The organism is Bacillota bacterium (assembly GCA_018818595.1).
Taxonomy (GTDB): domain Bacteria; phylum Bacillota_I; class Bacilli_A; order Izemoplasmatales; family Hujiaoplasmataceae; genus JAHIRM01.
In genome coordinates, this window is record JAHIRM010000013.1 from 38,541 (window position 1) to 55,015 (window position 16,475).

15 protein-coding genes are annotated in these 16,475 nt (G+C 33.2%); 7 read left to right on the top strand and 8 right to left on the bottom strand.

Annotated elements, in window-relative coordinates; all coding sequences use genetic code 11:
- The 5 genes from KJ971_02860 to argF are packed head-to-tail and all read right to left on the bottom strand — an operon-like array spanning position 1 to position 4,725.
- The gene (locus tag KJ971_02860) at positions 1–1,425 is read right to left on the bottom strand and encodes a PLP-dependent lyase/thiolase (protein ID MBU1144784.1); all 1,425 of its coding nucleotides are present in this window, start codon (positions 1,423–1,425) and stop codon (positions 1–3) included.
- A complete protein-coding gene (locus KJ971_02865; protein MBU1144785.1) occupies positions 1,418–1,723 on the bottom strand; it encodes a 2-amino-4-ketopentanoate thiolase in 306 nt (101 codons plus the stop codon). The genes KJ971_02860 and KJ971_02865 overlap by 8 nt, the downstream gene beginning before the upstream one ends.
- Before the next feature lie 4 nt (positions 1,724–1,727).
- Entirely contained in the window at positions 1,728–2,783 is a 1,056-nt protein-coding gene (locus tag KJ971_02870) for a hypothetical protein (protein MBU1144786.1), read from the bottom strand.
- Between the two features lie 11 nt (positions 2,784–2,794).
- Positions 2,795–3,727, bottom strand: a complete 933-nt coding sequence (gene arcC, locus KJ971_02875) for a carbamate kinase (GenBank protein ID MBU1144787.1) — start codon at positions 3,725–3,727, stop codon at positions 2,795–2,797.
- Entirely contained in the window at positions 3,724–4,725 is a 1,002-nt protein-coding gene (argF, locus tag KJ971_02880) for an ornithine carbamoyltransferase (GenBank protein MBU1144788.1), read from the bottom strand. Before argF ends, arcC begins: the two co-directional genes overlap by 4 nt.
- 245 nt (positions 4,726–4,970) lie before the next feature.
- On the opposite strand from argF, the gene KJ971_02885 reads away from it, so the two are divergent.
- The gene (locus KJ971_02885) at positions 4,971–5,363 is read left to right on the top strand and encodes an OsmC family protein (protein MBU1144789.1); all 393 of its coding nucleotides are present in this window, start codon (positions 4,971–4,973) and stop codon (positions 5,361–5,363) included.
- A 152-nt stretch (positions 5,364–5,515) separates the two neighbouring features.
- Here the strand turns inward: KJ971_02885 and KJ971_02890 are convergent, their stop codons facing one another.
- A complete protein-coding gene (locus KJ971_02890; protein MBU1144790.1) occupies positions 5,516–6,700 on the bottom strand; it encodes a cation:proton antiporter in 1,185 nt (394 codons plus the stop codon).
- Positions 6,701–7,301: 601 nt separating this feature from the next.
- On the opposite strand from KJ971_02890, the gene KJ971_02895 reads away from it, so the two are divergent.
- The 6 genes from KJ971_02895 (at position 7,302) to KJ971_02920 (ending at position 14,908) form a co-directional block, all read left to right on the top strand.
- Positions 7,302–9,203: an ABC transporter substrate-binding protein gene (locus KJ971_02895; protein MBU1144791.1), complete on the top strand. Its 1,902-nt coding sequence runs from the start codon at positions 7,302–7,304 to the stop codon at positions 9,201–9,203.
- A 112-nt stretch (positions 9,204–9,315) separates the two neighbouring features.
- A complete protein-coding gene (locus KJ971_02900) occupies positions 9,316–10,290 on the top strand; it encodes an ABC transporter permease (protein ID MBU1144792.1) in 975 nt (324 codons plus the stop codon).
- 12 nt (positions 10,291–10,302) lie between these two features.
- Positions 10,303–12,171, top strand: a complete 1,869-nt coding sequence (locus KJ971_02905; GenBank protein MBU1144793.1) for an ABC transporter permease subunit — start codon at positions 10,303–10,305, stop codon at positions 12,169–12,171.
- Positions 12,172–12,183: 12 nt separating this feature from the next.
- Positions 12,184–13,191, top strand: a complete 1,008-nt coding sequence (locus tag KJ971_02910; GenBank protein MBU1144794.1) for an ABC transporter ATP-binding protein — start codon at positions 12,184–12,186, stop codon at positions 13,189–13,191.
- A complete protein-coding gene (locus KJ971_02915; GenBank protein MBU1144795.1) occupies positions 13,169–14,716 on the top strand; it encodes an ATP-binding cassette domain-containing protein in 1,548 nt (515 codons plus the stop codon). The genes KJ971_02910 and KJ971_02915 overlap by 23 nt, the downstream gene beginning before the upstream one ends.
- Before the next feature lie 3 nt (positions 14,717–14,719).
- On the top strand, positions 14,720–14,908 hold the full coding sequence (locus KJ971_02920) for a hypothetical protein (protein MBU1144796.1): 189 nt from the start codon (positions 14,720–14,722) through the stop codon (positions 14,906–14,908).
- A gap of 113 nt (positions 14,909–15,021) precedes the next feature.
- Here the strand turns inward: KJ971_02920 and KJ971_02925 are convergent, their stop codons facing one another.
- Together KJ971_02925 and KJ971_02930 are read right to left on the bottom strand one after the other, a co-directional pair.
- Positions 15,022–15,927 (bottom strand): DsbA family protein, encoded by a 906-nt coding sequence (locus KJ971_02925; protein MBU1144797.1) that lies wholly within the window; start codon positions 15,925–15,927, stop codon positions 15,022–15,024.
- Between the two features lie 125 nt (positions 15,928–16,052).
- Positions 16,053–16,364, bottom strand: coding sequence for a thioredoxin family protein (locus tag KJ971_02930; GenBank protein MBU1144798.1), 312 nt, complete (start codon positions 16,362–16,364; stop codon positions 16,053–16,055).
- Positions 16,365–16,475: the final 111 nt, after the last annotated feature.

Sequence of the window (16,475 nt, forward strand, 5' to 3'; positions counted from 1 at the left end):
TCAAATTGATCCCTCCAAAGTAACTCCGTGTTTTTTGAGTTGTGTTTTTACAAAATCGATTGATTCATTTGTTTCTAAAACAAGAAATTCTAAATCATTGTAAGTAAGACTCGAAATGTCCTTTATAGCATTTTTAATATAAGATTCTTTAATTTTCGTTAAATCAATTTCTTGTGTTTGAATTAAATCAACCGCTTTTGGTAAAACGATTGTTTTTCCTGGAATTTCATCTTTTGGGTTTCCGAAAAGAATTTGAATTCCATTTTGTCTTGCGAAAGCCAGTTGAGCTTGATGATGCTTTCCTGCACCTGTATATTCAGTTTCTTGTACAATGATAATTTGATCTTCTTTTAATTCTTTTGCTAGTGAAAAAGCAGCAGCTAAAGAGGTGTTACCAGCAGGACCGCGTTCAATTCCTTCTAGAATTGTTAACATTTCAGTCATAAAGAAAACTTCTCCTTGAGAAATCGAAACGTAACGATCAATATAACGAAGAGGTCTAGCCGCTGATCGCGGAACGTCACTTCTGTCTGGATTCATCATAAAAGGAATTCCAAAACCTGTGTGACCTGTCGTAAAGGATTTTTTATTAAAATCCGTGTCACTTGCCATATGAAGCCCTTTCAGATTCACGCTGGCTCCAACTATTTGAATTGGAGAAGAAGTTGCTTTTAATATTCCTCTTGCAGTGCCAGTTAAATTTCCTCCTCCAGCGTTAGTAACGACCACCATATCGGGAAGTTTTCCTGTTAAAGAAAGACAATCTGATATAAGTTCTAATCCTAAGGTTTCAATTCCAGAAACGCCATAAGGCGTATACAAAGAAGCGTTAAAATAGTTTGTTTCTTCCAATAATTTAAGAAATACATAAAAAAGTTCAGGGCCTACAGTCAGTTGAATCACTTCAGCACCATATGCTTCACAAGCTCTTGCTTTTTCGATGATTTCAGGTTGACCAATACCTAATGAATCAAAACATTCTTGCACAATGATACATTTTAATCCGTATTTTGCTGCTTGAGAGGCCACTGCGGCACCGTAATTTCCTGAAGTAGCCGCAATAACGCCTTTATAACCGTTTTTCTTAGCGTGATAACATGCGATAGAAGCTCTTCTAGCTTTAAAACTTCCAGAATCATTTAAAGCTTCATCTTTTATGAAAATTCTAGCACCATTTCCAGCAATAGAGACTTTTCTGACTAAAGAAGTAATGTTTTTGCATTCTTTTAAAGGCGTTTTTCCCACGCCATTTGCATATTGAATTTTTTGAATTTCTTCTATGGAATAACCAGTTTCTTTCATTAATCTTTCATAATCAAAACCAATTGAACCTGTTTCATATTTATCATAATTAATTCCAACAGAAGTCTTCATAATAGCATTTTTTCTAGATAGAACTAAAGCATAATCCAAAGAATTATTCATGAGCTTCACCACCAAAAAGCGCATTTTTTATAATGCGATCTATTTGAAGAATTTCGGGAACAAATTCACCGTAATTATGCATATAACTCGGATTTGCTTTAAGAAGAGTTCCTGTTTCTATTCGATTTGTAATCGTTCTAATTTTAACGACATCAAATAATTCTGCGTCTTGAAGCAGAAAACCTTTCACCCATAATTCAAGAGGAACAGTGCATGTTTCGCTTGGAAGAGTTTTAAGCCTTTGACTTGAGGGTAGAATTATTTTATGAATTTGGACCCAGGTATTAGAAGGTATCATACATTCACTCCTCATCAATTAATAGCCGTACATCACCCATGATAGCTCGTGGAACAGGTAAATCAATCATCGTTTTTAATCCTGGTTTTGAATTCAAAACATGAGGAATCATATTAACACAAATTGCAATTGTACCAATTCCTCCATCAACTTCTGGGGTTATAGACATATTGATTTCAGGAGTTCCATGTATAGTGATATAATCACCAGTTTTTACTCCAGCAAGATGTGGCTCAATTTGTTGAGGATGATGCATGTGAATGGTTGTATGATTGCTTAATTGAATAATGCTTTGCATATCAACTCCACAAACATCTCCTTTTTTGGCGAATCCATATGAAGATTTACGATCAACTTGAGTAATGATAGGATTCATCGTTTGTGAAAATTTATTAACAGATAGCCCTAAAGCGTGGGCAATCATATTACTTGATTCTTTAAACCCTACATGCCCTGCAATCTCATTGTGCAAGCTTTTATCTTGAAAATCTTTCAATGTAAAACCGACACCTTGTTCTTCCATCACTGTTTTTCCAAAGGGAGATAGACTATTGACTCTTGAAATGTTCATATCTTTTACTTCTGTCATCACTCCAGTTAGAGTGATGGCAAGAAGATCCATCATCATTCCTGGGTTTACTCCTGTCCCTAAAACGGTAACTCTATGTTTTTTTGCTAATTCATTCATTAATTTAGAAATGTCTGGTTCACTTGCGTATGGATAAGCCATTTCTTCAGCGGTAGAAATAATATTACATCCATTTTCAATCAGTAACTTGATTTTTGGATAGGCTTTTTTGGAAAAAGAATCTGTAGCAAGTAACACGATATCTGGATTTTGCTCTTTTATAATCGCTTCAATATCGTCTCTTACATAAACATCGTGGGATTGAGGATTGTTAATCTTTAAGATGTCATAAATGCTTTTTCCAAGATACAATTCATAACTGTCACAAACACCAACGATGTCAAATCCGGTTTTTATACTAATCATTTTAGCCATTCCAGAACCCATGGCTCCAAAACCCCAAATAACAACTTTTACTAGTTCGTTTCTCATCGATATTCCTCCTATGCTCTTATTGTTGTGCCAGCTTGTCCTTCGACAGCCAATGCAGCTTCTTCTAAAGAAGCGATGATGGCAATTCGATTTTCATTTCCTTTCACAAAGGCTAATGCAGCTTCCACTTTTGGTAGCATGCTTCCTTTTAAAAAGTGGCCTTCTAATATATGTTTTTCTAATTCTAAAACACTTATTTGATCCAAATCGATTTGATTGGATTTATTAAAATTTAATTTCACTTTATTGACAGCAGTTAAAATAATCAACATATCAGCGTTTAGCATATCAGCTAATTTTGCACTTGCAAAGTCTTTATCAATTACGGCAGGAACGCCAATGTAATGGTTATTTTTCAATATTACAGGTATACCGCCACCACCTACAGTGATAACGGTATGATTTGCTTCAACTAATGTCTTTATTATATCAATTTCTAATATATTTACTGGCTTTGGTGAAGGGACAACTCTTCGATATCCTCTATTTGCGTCCTCTTTCATAATGTAACCTCTAGTTGTCTCTAAAAAATCTGCTTTTTCTTTAGAATAAAAAGAACCGATTGGTTTTGAGGGATGTTGAAAGGCTTCATCATTTGGATCAACTTCAACTTGAGTGATGATGGTTGCAACTTTTTGAGTCATTCCTTGTTCTAAAAACTCGATTTGTAAAGCATTTTGTAAATGATACCCGATATAGCCTTGGCTCATTGCTCCACATTCTGGAAAAGGCATTAAAGGATTTTTGTTATCAAGCATAGCTCCAGTTTCAAATGCTAAATTAATCATTCCTACTTGAGGTCCGTTTCCATGAGCGATAATAACTTCATGACCTTTTTTAATTAGATCAACAATGGGTTTAACAGCATGTTTTACTTTTTCAATTTGCTCTTCTGGACTATTTCCTAAAGCATTTCCTCCCAAAGCAACAACTATTTTTTTCATATGTTTTCTCCTAAGCTAGCGTACATGACAGCTTTTATGGTATGAAGTCTGTTTTCTGCTTCATCAAACACTACTGATTGTTTGGACTCGAATATGGCTTCATTTACTTCAAGGCTTGATATACCAAATTTTTGGTAAATATCTTTTCCAACTAAAGTATCTAAATTATGAAAAGCAGGCAAACAATGCATAAAAATGGCATTTGGATTTGCATTTTTCATAATGGTTTCGTTCACTTGATAAGGCATTAATTCTTTAATTCTTTGTGCCCAAACATCTTCAGGTTCTCCCATTGATACCCAAACATCCGTATAGATGACATCGCAATCATTGCTTCCTTGTATAGGATCTTCCGTTAAAGTGATAGATCCCCCAGAAATCAAAGCAAGTTCCTTGCAGGTATGAACTAATGTTTCATTAGGCCATAAATCTTTTGGGGCCACAGCTCTAAAATCTAGTCCCATGATAGCAGACCCAATCATTAATGAATTTCCCATATTGTTTCTAGCGTCGCCAAAATAAGCGAATTTTATATTTTCTAAATGACCAAAATGTTCTTGTATGGTAAGAAAATCAGCTAGAATTTGGGTAGGATGATATTTATCGGTAAGGCCATTCCAAACAGGGACTCCAGAATATGCGGCTAAAATTTCTACTGTTTCTTGTTTATAGCCTCGATACTCAATGCCATCGTACATTCTTCCTAATACTCTTGCGGTATCTTTAATACTTTCCTTTTTCCCCATTTGAGAGCCAGTAGGTCCTAAATAAGTTACATTCATTCCTAAATCATAAGCGCCAACTTCAAAAGCGCATCTGGTTCTTGTTGAATCTTTCTCGAAAAGTAAAACGACATTTTTTCCTAAAAGTGGTTTTGATTCTTTCCCAGATTTTTTTTCGTTTTTTAATTTTAAGGAAAGATTAAGTAAATCTGTGATTTCTTGGTTTGAAAAATCAAGTAATGTTAAAAAACTTCTTCCTTTAAACGGATTGCTCATATGAATTCTCCTCTACATTGTATGCAATTTTATTCTTTTATTCTTTTTTGTCCAAAAAAAATAAAGATATCATCTACTTTAAATTATAACACTAAAGCGCTTACAAATAAACCCCTATTTGCCAGAATCAAGGTTAAATAGATAGGGCATTATCTTTTTAAGATAAGAGAGAATTGTTAATATATTTTCATCTTGCTGGAAAAACATGGCATTTATTTGTATAATGATAAGATGAGGTGATTATTTTGGCAGTTGATAACATTTATATTGAATGGAAAGATGGGTTTATAGGAACGATGTCTTCTCCAACTGGAAAAGTAATATTAGGAGATCAAGATGGTGGAATGCAACCCTATCATTTATTGTTTGGGGCATTAGGCTCATGTTTTTATGCGACGTTTTTATCCATCGCGGATAAAAAGAGATGTTCGTTTGATTCTGCAAACGTAGAAATTAGCGGAGTCAAGAGAACTGGAGAAGTAGCTACTCTTGAAACAGTTTTTGTGAAGTTGGTCGTAAAAAATCCTAGCAATGAAATTCAGTTAATTAAAAGTGCAGAATTAGGAGCTAAATTTTGCTCGATTTATCAAACATTAAGTAAAGTAGCGGAAATGACTTTAAAAGTTTATTTTGAGTAACGAAATTATGTGTTTTCATCTATAAAGTATTTGCATAGAATTGTTCGCGAAATAAATGAAAAAACAATTAAAAAGACCTAAAAGAAATCGATTAATTCCTGCCGATTTCTTTTAGGTCTTTTTTCTATATTATATATAAAGAAAAATTATCGTTATTGAGGCTCTGTAAATAAAAGCTGCTTTGAAGTTCGATCCATCAAGATAGCACCTAGTGGAGCTGTAAATAAAATAGAAAGTACTGCGACGGTCAAAATGAGATTTCCAGAAGACAATCCAAGTGACAAAGGAATCGCACCTATCGCAGCTTGAACAGTCGCTTTAGGGATATAGGAAAAAGAAACATATATTTTTTCTTTCAACGTTAGATTCGTTTTAATACAAGCAATTTGAACGGCAATCATTCTCATACATAAGGATAAGAGGATTAAAAGAAGCGCTAAAACTCCAATGTTCGAAAGCACTCTAATATCAACAATGGCACCAACTAGTACAAAAAGCATAATCTCGGCTCCAATCCAAATCTTAGAAAATTTAACAGTTAGTCTTTTCGCTAACACTGGATATTGCTTTAGAATGGTTCCACCTAAAGCCATAATTCCCAATAAACCAGAAAATGGGACATATTCTTTAATGGAATCTTCTAAAAACATTAACAGAAAAGCAAAACTAAAGATGATAAACACTTTCACAGTATCTCTGATATGAAATTTTTTGAAGATAAAAATTAATAGTAATCCAGATGAAACACCCACAATTAAACCTAGAAGAAGAGATATGGGTAAGGATAATAATGTAGAGAACCCTATCGTTCCTCCTTGTGAAATTTGTAAAAATGAAGTAAATAGAACGATAACATAAATATCATCAATTGACGCGCCTGCAAGAACCATTTGAGGAATTGATTTATTAGTCCCTTGCCTTGACTCAATTAAGTGAATCATTTTTGGAACAACAATTGCTGGAGAAACTGCGGCTACAATGCTTCCCATTAAAAGCGCATCAATCAAATTGATATTAAAAAATATAGGCGCAAGAAAACCAATCGCAAGTATTTCAATCGTTGCAGGAAGAAAACTAAGCAATATAGCGGGACGACCAACTTTTTTTAAATCTTTTAAATCAAGAGATAACCCAGCTCTAAGCAAAATAACAATTAAGGCAATTTCTCTTAAGTCTGCTGAAATAGAAAGCAAGTTGGGGGAGATTAGATTTAATACATAAGGCCCAAGAATAATTCCAGTAAAAATCATGGCAATTAAACTTGGAATATGTAATTTTATAAATAAACTACTTAATAGTAAGCTAACAAGTAGTATTAACGCAAGACTTAGTAGCATAAAAATCTCCTTTTTATTTCGACTCTAGAAAAAAACTTCTTCCTTATAAAGATTATATGTTTATCCATTTGTTTCGTCAAGGTATAGTTATTTTTTGTAAAATTAAAAAATGTTGGAAAAACCTTGTGTATGTGATTGTTTTGATAATACATGAGAAGAAGGCGATAAAACAAAAGTTAATATTGTTTTTGAGATTAATTTAATTTAAAAATCGATAAATTTGTATTTTTCACTTAAAAATTGACTAAAAAAGAGAGATAATTCGCATTTTGCTCTTTACTTTCTAACCTTATAATATATAATAGAATTGAAAGAACACTCAATTGAGTTTGTTTTTCATTATCTTATAATTGCATAACAATAAGAAGCAAGACCATACAAAAAAGGTTTAAACCAATTTAACTAAATAATTTCTTCAAGATTATTTTGACGAAAAACATAGTGATGACGTTGTAAACTGAACTTTTTTTCTTAGTTTTGAAAAGGGTTACACTTCTAAAAATTTTTTTGATATGCAATTGACAAAGCAATTTAATTAATATATAATGGGACAAACACAAAAGTGTTAAAAAAAAATGGAAATTCTATAGGAGGAAATTAAATGAACCAAATCTTTAAAAAAGTAATGTCATATGCTATTTTATTGCTTGCAGTATTTAGCGTAGTGGCGTGTACTGAAGCTACAACAACAACTACAACATCTTCTGGAACTACTACCACGACTACTACCACGGCTCCAGAACCTCAAACTTTAGTTGTCGGTGTTCCTGAAATGAACGGCGAATTTATGTTTGGTTTTGGGAATAGTTCTTATGACAACTACGTAAGAAGCTTAATTTATGGATACGGAACATATGCAAGTACACCAACTGGTGAAATTGTATTAAATGATACCGTAGTTACAGATTTAGCTACTGCTACAGACGTAGATGGAAACAAGACTTATACATTCACATTAGCTGAAGACTTATTATGGTCTGATGGCGAAGCTATCATGGCTGATGACTTTGTATTTGCAATTCTATTTAATTCATCAATCGATTGGATTAATGCAGGAGCTACTTCAGCATCTGGAGAAGGCTTATTAGGATACGATGCTTATCGCGATCCAGTTGATGGCGATGAAGAACCTCTAGATTCATCTATTGGCGTACCTTTTGCTGGTGTTAAATTATTAGGAGATTATGAATTCTCATTAACTATCGATGCAGCAGAATTACCATACTTCTATGAAACATTATATGTAAGTTATGGACCTATGCCTATGCATGTTTTAGCAGCTGATGGAGCAACAATCACTTCAACTGCAGCTGGTGCAACTCTTTCTGTAGGCGCACTTGATACTATGGATGACATTATTGCAATTGGTGGATATCGTTACCATCCAACAGTAACAGCTGGACCTTACACTTTCGTTAATTTCGTAAACCAAGTAGTTACTCTTGAAAAAGATCCAAACTTTAAAGGAAATTATGCTGGCGATAACGTTACAATCGACACAGTAATTATTAAACGCGTTAACCAAACATTAGACGTTGAATTAGTAATTAGTGGAGAAATTGACCTTGTTACTGGAGTTATTGAAGGAAACAAAATTCAAGCTGCTCAAGCTTCTACTACAGCTTCAGCAAACTATTACAACCGTAATGGTTTTGGATACCTTGGAATGGTTTGTGACTGGGGCCCAACTGCAGACGTTAAAGTACGTCAAGCAATCGCTCATTTAACTGACCGTCAATATGTTGTTGACCAAGTTCTTGAAGGATACGGTTCAATCGTGTATAGCGAATATGGTCTAGCTCAATGGATGTATGTTGATAGCGAAACTTGGGTTGAAGATAATATCGATCCATACGTATTCAGCGTTGCACAAGCTAATGCATTATTAGACGATACTGTTTGGGCATTTGAATCAGACGGAACTACAGCTTTCAATCCTGCACTTGCAACTGCTGGAAGCGGATATTTCAGATATAACGCAGCTGGAGAACCTCTTGAAATCAAACATTTCGGTACAGAAAACAACCAAGTTACAACTTCTTTACAAGCTAAATTCGAATTAAATCTTCAATTAGCAGGTATTGATTATTCAATTACTATCGGTACTTTCGATACATTACTTGATCATTACTATTATTCATATGAATTAGCTGACGAAGATAGAGTTTATTCATTATTTAACTTAGCTACTAACTTTGGAACAACTTATGATCCATATTACAGTTGGAGTCAAGATTGGTTAGGTACTTGGTATAACGCAAATCAATTAGATAATGAAGCACTTTCTGATTTAACTTCTGAACTTCGTGCTGTAGCACCTGGAGACAACGCAGCATTCTTAGCAATCTGGAGAGAGTTCCAATTATTATGGAATGAATTAATTCCAAACGTACCATTATATTCAAATCAATATTATGATATTTTTGATGCTAACCTTCAAGGCGTAAATACAACTCCATTCTATGATTGGACAGCTGCAATATTCGATATGTATTTCGAATAAGAAGAAAGCTCAATTAAAAGAAAAATTTAATTATTTACATAGTTTGTAAAATCTAGAAAAGAGGAGAGTAATTAATACCTACTCTCCTTGCTTTTCGGAATAGGAGAAAAAAATGATAAAGTTTTTAGGCAAACGCATCATATCATTGATTCCGGTTATCATTATTATCTCAATCCTGTTGTTTGCTATCATGAAAATGATGCCAGGAGATCCCGTTCGGTACATGTTGCCTCCCGGTTCTACTAGAGACCCAGAAGTATATGAACAACTTTATGCTGAAGCAGTGATAAAATTAGGATTAGATAAACCCCTTGTTACCCAATATTTCTTTTGGGTAAAAAATATGGCTATCGGAGATTTCGGTTACTCTTCTGACTTTCAACAAGAAGTTAAGTTAGTCATTAAAGAACCTCTTGTAAATAGTATTATTATCAATGTTTTTTCAATTGGAATCGCGTTTATTATTTCAATTCCTGTGGGTATTAAATCTGCAGTAAAAAAAGATTCATTAACTGATCGAGGATGGCAAGTATTCTCGCTTTTTGGTATGTCAATGCCAACCTTTTTTATTGGTTTGACTTTAATCTTTATTTTCGCAATAACTCTCGGTTGGTTTCCTTCTGGAGGAATGCCGTATGAGAATCCTGGAACGTTTGAGTATTACTTATCTTACTCAAAATATATTTTCTTGCCTGTAGTTACCCTTACAATTGGCGCTCTAGCAGGAACAATTCGTTATGTAAGAGGATCAATGTTAGATGCTTTAAGCAAAGATTATATTAGAACCGCAAGATCTAAAGGATTACGAGAAAAAGTTGTTATTTATTCTCATGCTTTTAGAAATGCATTAATTCCTGTTGTTACTATTATGTCTTTTTCAATTATTGGTTTATTTGGTGGTTCCGCCATTACAGAAGCAATATTTGTATGGAATGGTATTGGAACGGTATTAATTAGATCGTTGACTGTAAAAGATTATAATGTAGTCTTAGTATTAAATATGTTTTACGCGGTATTGGCACTAGTAGCAAATATTGTTATGGATATTAGTTATGCGCTAGTAGACCCTCGCGTAAAATTAGAGTAGGGATGAATGCATATGAAAACAATTAATAAAATTCTACAATCATTTGTAGACCTTATAAAAAGATTATTTATTCCTGGCAATCACAATCGAAGCATTTTAGAAGAAGAAGCTTTAATGAGCCCAGGAAAAGTTATTGCAAAGAACTTTTTTCGGAATAAACTGGCAATTGTAGGAATTATAGGGTTTGTTTCAATCTTTATTTTTTCTTTTGGATTATCTCTATTTGTTCCTTTAGATTTATATTATTCAAGTGCTTTTCATGCGAACTTACCCCCTAATTATGCTTATTTGAACGCTCCAAGTGCTCTTGAAGATGAAGGAGTTGCTTTAATTGATTCAGGAGTTGCATTTTCAATTGGATTGTCTGATGAAGGCAATGTTTTTGTCTGGGGAAGCAACATTTATGGAGTAAAAGATATTCCAGAAGAAGTAGCAAATGCAAATATTGTTTTTGTTTCAGCTGGAACGAAGCATTTAATGGCAATTGATGATCAAAACAATGCTTATCTTTGGGGCTATAACCATTTTTCTCAATCTTCCATTGATGAGAGATACGTCGATGATTTTTTAACAGATCCAATTGTGTATTTAGAAGGTGGATTTGATAGAACAATTGCAATTACCGAATCTGGTGCAGTATATGTTTGGGGAGTTGGAGCAACTGATATTTTAGGAAATCCAATGAGAAGATCTCCTTATATTTATCTAGATGGAGATAGTCAACCAATCAAAGCAGTAAAAGCCATTGCAAATAGTACTAATTTAATGGTTCTGTTAGAAGATGGAACGATAAGAATTGAAGGAACTTTGGATGATGTAAGAGTATTTGCTCCTGCAGAATTAAAAGATGGTTCAATTGAAATTGTTCAAATTGCTCTTACATTACGAAATGCTTTTGCTGTGGATTCTAATGGTATTTTATATGCATGGGGTAGTGCAAGCGACAGCATGCTTGATACTTATATACCAACAGAAGCTTTAACAAATATCAAAGACCTTCAATCAGGATATCAACACGTTGTAGTACTTACAAACGATGGGAATGTATATTCTTGGGGAGATAATTCTTTAGGTCAAATAGATATTCCAGAAAAGTTATCAAATGTTGATGAAATCTTTGTTAATTCATTCCAAAATTATGCTATTTCAGATGGTGAAATTACCGCTTGGGGTAATCATGGATTCATTCTTGGAACTGATGAACAAGGTAGAAACTTTGTAACACAATTAATTCATGGTGGAAAAGTTACTTTAACCGTAGGTGCCGTAGCAGTTATTATTTCTGTTGTAATTGGAGTAACGGTAGGACTAACCGCTGGATACTTTGGTGGAAAAGTCGACAATTTATTAATGCGTTTTGCTGAAATTGTATCTTCTTTCCCATTCTTACCATTTGCAATTACATTATCTGCACTTCTAATAGAAACTGCAACAACAGAAATTCAGAGAATGATGATGATTATGGTTATTTTAGGTGTCTTATCTTGGCCAGGATTATCTCGTTTGATTCGTGGACAAATTTTATCTGAGCGTGAAAGAGATTATGTTATGGCTGCAAAAGCGCTTGGAATCAAACAAAAACATATTATTTGGAGACATATTTTCCCAGCAGTTACAAGTATTGTAATTGTTAACTTAACACTTGGGTATGCAGGCTCTCTTTTAACAGAAGCAGGACTTTCTTTCTTAGGCTTTGGCGTTCAAAAACCAAATCCATCTTGGGGGAATATTTTAACAGCTGCTCAAAATACAGATGTTATTCGTACATATTGGTGGCGTTGGGTGCTACCTGGTCTTTGCATTATTATTGCCGCATTAAGTATAAATTTAATTGGTGATGCACTACGTGATGCAATGGATCCAAGAAATAATGAGCGATAGGAGGTATGGATAATGAGTTTATTAGAAATTAAAAATTTACATACTTATTTCAATACCCGAAAAGGATTAATTAAAGCCGCTAATGGTGTATCTTTGAAAGTTGAAGAAGGTAAAACGTTAGGAATTGTTGGGGAATCTGGAAGCGGAAAAAGTGTAACAGCTATGAGTATTCTACGTTTATTTGAACCCAATCAAAAAATTCATGAGGGTGAAGTTTGGTTTGAAGGAGAATTGATTTCCGAAATTTCCGAAACGGAGATTCGCAAAATCCGTGGGAATCGAATTTCTGTTATTTTCCAAGAACCAATGACTAGTTTGAACCCTGTTTTAACTGTTACAAGACAAATTAGTGAAGTATTAATGCTTCATAGAAACATGTCAAAAGAAGAAGCTCATCTAAAAACGATTGATCTTTTAGCGTCGGTTGGGATTTCAAATCCAGATAAGATTGCTAAAGTATATTCTTTCCAATTATCCGGAGGAATGAGTCAACGCGTTATGATAGCAATGGCACTTGCTTGTAGGCCTAAATTACTGATTGCAGACGAACCTACAACAGCACTAGATGTAACAATTCAAGCACAAATCCTTAAACTAATGAATGATCTAAAAAGAGAATTAGGAACTTCTATTATCTTCGTGACTCATGATTTAGGTGTTATCAACGAAATGGCTGATGATGTTGCAGTAATGTATTGTGGACAAGTTGTCGAGAATGCTTCAGCAAAAATTATTTTTGGACCTAATCCAAAATATTCACATCCATATACTGAAGGATTAATGCTTTCCATTCCTAGATTAAGCGACAAAAAAGGAAGGAAATTAGAAGTAATTCCTGGAACCGTTCCACATCCACTTGATTTACCTGAGGGATGTAAGTTCGCTCCAAGATGCAAATATGCTACTTCAAAATGTCAAAAAGAAGAACCTGAGTACATTGAAGTTGGACCTGAACACTTTGTACGTTGTTTCTATCCGGAAAGTGAGGTGCGTATAAATGGAAAAAAAGAAGCTAAGTAAAGAACCGTTAATTGAAGTTCGAAAACTTAAAAAATACTTTCCTTTAAAACGCAATTCATTCCTTGAACGAGGACAAATTTATGTTCGCGCTAACGAAGATGTATCCTTAACAATCTATAAGGGAGAAACTTTAGGATTAGTTGGAGAATCAGGATGTGGAAAAACAACCCTTGGGCGTGTCATTTTACAGTTATACCCACCAACTAGTGGATCTGTCGTTTACTATGGACCTTTATTTCAAGAAACCAAATTACAATACATAGTAGATGAAATTAAAAAATTTCCTACTTATCAAAGTAAAGCTGAAAATTTATACAATAAAAGCCTTTTAATAGATCAAGATGTAGTAACTCTAACCGCTACATTAAAAGAGTATGACATTACGCAACCTCAAGAAAAAGACGTTGTTGACAAAAAAAGAGTGAGTTTAGATAAAAAAATCAAGAAAAAAATTATGGCATCAAAGTATCTTAAAATGCGTGCTTCAAGACTTTTAAGAGAAGCTTCACGCGTTGGAGGATGTCTTATCCTTGAAGAAAACATTGATGAAATAACAGAATTATTGCTTCAAGCAGCTGATTTAGTTAAGAATAATGGTGATTTTTTAGTAGGGCTTGATGGAAGAGAACTTCCTCATTTTTCGCCTAAGTTAAAAGCTATCTTTAATAAAGTGATTGGTTTTAAAGGAAAGAATGTTAAAGCCATTACAGAACGTACTTTAGACCCAGAATACCAAGCGAAACTTGAAAATAATCGTGAGACTGGGGTTATGTTACAACTTCTAGATAAAGAAGAAGTGCGTCAATTAAGAAGAAAATTGCAAATTATTTTCCAAGACCCTTATTCATCTCTTGATTCAAGAATGACAATTGGTCAAATAATTGGAGAAGCTGTTACAGAACACGGGTTATACAAAAGAGGATCACAAGAATTAGAAGATTATGTTTTGGATACGATGTCAAAATGTGGTTTAGACCATTACATGCTTCACCGTTATCCTCATCAATTTTCTGGTGGGCAAAGACAAAGAGTTGGAATTGCAAGAGCCTTAGCTTTAAAACCTGATTTTGTAGTTTGTGATGAAGCTGTAAGTGCACTTGATGTTTCGATTCAATCTCAAATAATTAATTTACTTATGGAATTAAAAAAAGACGAAGACCTTACTTATTTGTTTATATCTCATGATTTGAGTGTTATTAAGCACATAAGTGATCGTATTGGAGTTATGTATTTAGGAAATCTTGTTGAACTTGGAGATTCAGAAGAAATTTATGAAAATCCTCTTCATCCATATACTAAAGCATTACTTTCCGCCATTCCTACAACTGATGAAGTAAAAGGAACTAGAATTATTATTGAAGGAGATATTCCATCAAACATATTTCCACCTTCTGGATGTAAATTTAGAACACGTTGCCCTTTAGCTAGAGAACGTTGTGCAAATGAACAACCACTTTACAGAGAAATTTCTAAAGGCCATCATGTGGCTTGCCATTATTATGAAGAAACGAAGGATATGAAATAATAAATGAGAGATAGAGAAACACGTGAAGAAAAGGAAAGAAAATTTGCCTTAGCAAAAAAAAACCTAGAGGAAACTCCACCCGAAAAAAATGATGTTTTAGCATTGATTATCGCTGGATTTCTTGTTTTTCTTCCTGTTCTCATCATAATTTTATCTGTATTTATTATCGTTATTGCTTTAATATTTTTATAATTCTTACCGGGTGAAGATTAACAGTCTTCACCTTTTTTTTCTCAAATTGTAATATAAAAAAGAGCTAATAAATTTTAGCTCTTTTTGTATCGTATGTTAAAAGTGTTATAAAATTAAACTTTTTGAATAAAGGAATACCCAACAATTTCATCAGTTTTATAAGAATCTTTAGCAAGATTTTTTGTAATAAATGATTGAATTTCATCAACTTTCAGGTCGTACATTTTTTCAATTTCATAATAAAAGATCGTAGGAGTTACATCAAGTAATTCCTTTAAAGTTGGAAGATGATTTGGCTCTAAAACAGTTCCTTCTTTCATAATCTTTAACAATGCCTTTTTATAGGTTTCGATCGTTCTTGCGCCAACAACTTTAATGCCTTCATTTTGTTTGTTTACAAAAACAACCGTTGGGAATCCGCTTACTCCTAAATCAATCATAGGTTGAAAGTTATCAAGTAATATCTTTTTACCCTCTTTAGAAAAAGCCAAATCGATAATAGGTTGATAAGGAACTTGAAGAGATTGAAGCATTTTGATTAATTCTTCTTTATTTGCAACATTCGTTTCAAATACAAAAGCTTTTTCTCTAACCATGCGAAGAAATGTTGCTGCTTTTATTTCATCTTGTTTTTTTAAGATTAAGTAAATGATGCTTGAAGGAAAAGATGAAGTGATGGGATTTTTATGCCAAACATTTGAATTCATAGGAATGTGGTAAAATAAACCAACGTCTTCCCAGTGAGATGCTTGAGATTTTGCCTCTTCGCCTTGTAAGTCTTGATAGTGATTTCCATCTTCAATCATTCCTCCCATAACAGTAATGATATTCAGATAGTCTTTATATTCAAGTTTGAATCGAGAAAGAGTTGAATCAAGTGCCCAGCAATGGGAACATAATGGATCAGTAAAGTAGTATAAATCAATTACATCTTTTTCCGATTTTAATGATTTAAAATCATCCTTTAATGATTCATCAGATGTGTTGAATTTTGATTCTTGGTTTAAAGTTTTATTCATTTTGGCTCCTAATATATATAATAATTAAATTCATAAAATGATTTTTATGTATTATCATTATAAATTATTTCTAAAGCATAGTCAAAAGAAATGCTTTTTAATGCTTAGGCCAAGAGATGTAGTTTCTAAGTGGTATAAATCGACAATAAACGATCTATTTTGGTAAAATCAATAAATCTAGATTCTCTTAAAATTTCTTTAGATTCACTAAAAATAACAATTGTTGGTACTGTAAAAATCAAGAATTGACCTTGAAACTCTAAAATATCTTCTAAATATAGTTGAAATAAAGGCACATTTTGATATGAACTCATTAATTCTTCTAGACGATTTGAAATTGGAACACATACATTGCATGTTTTCGTTTTTGCAATAATCACAACAATTTGATTTTTTATAATCTTTTGTAAATCTTGATAAGTTAGTATTGTTTGCATGATATCACCCGCTACAATATACCATAATTTATATTTTTTAGAAAGCAAATAGCTTTTCTTTAAAAAAAGTGTATTAAAATACCAATGCTTATACCTTTTATTAAAAAAAGT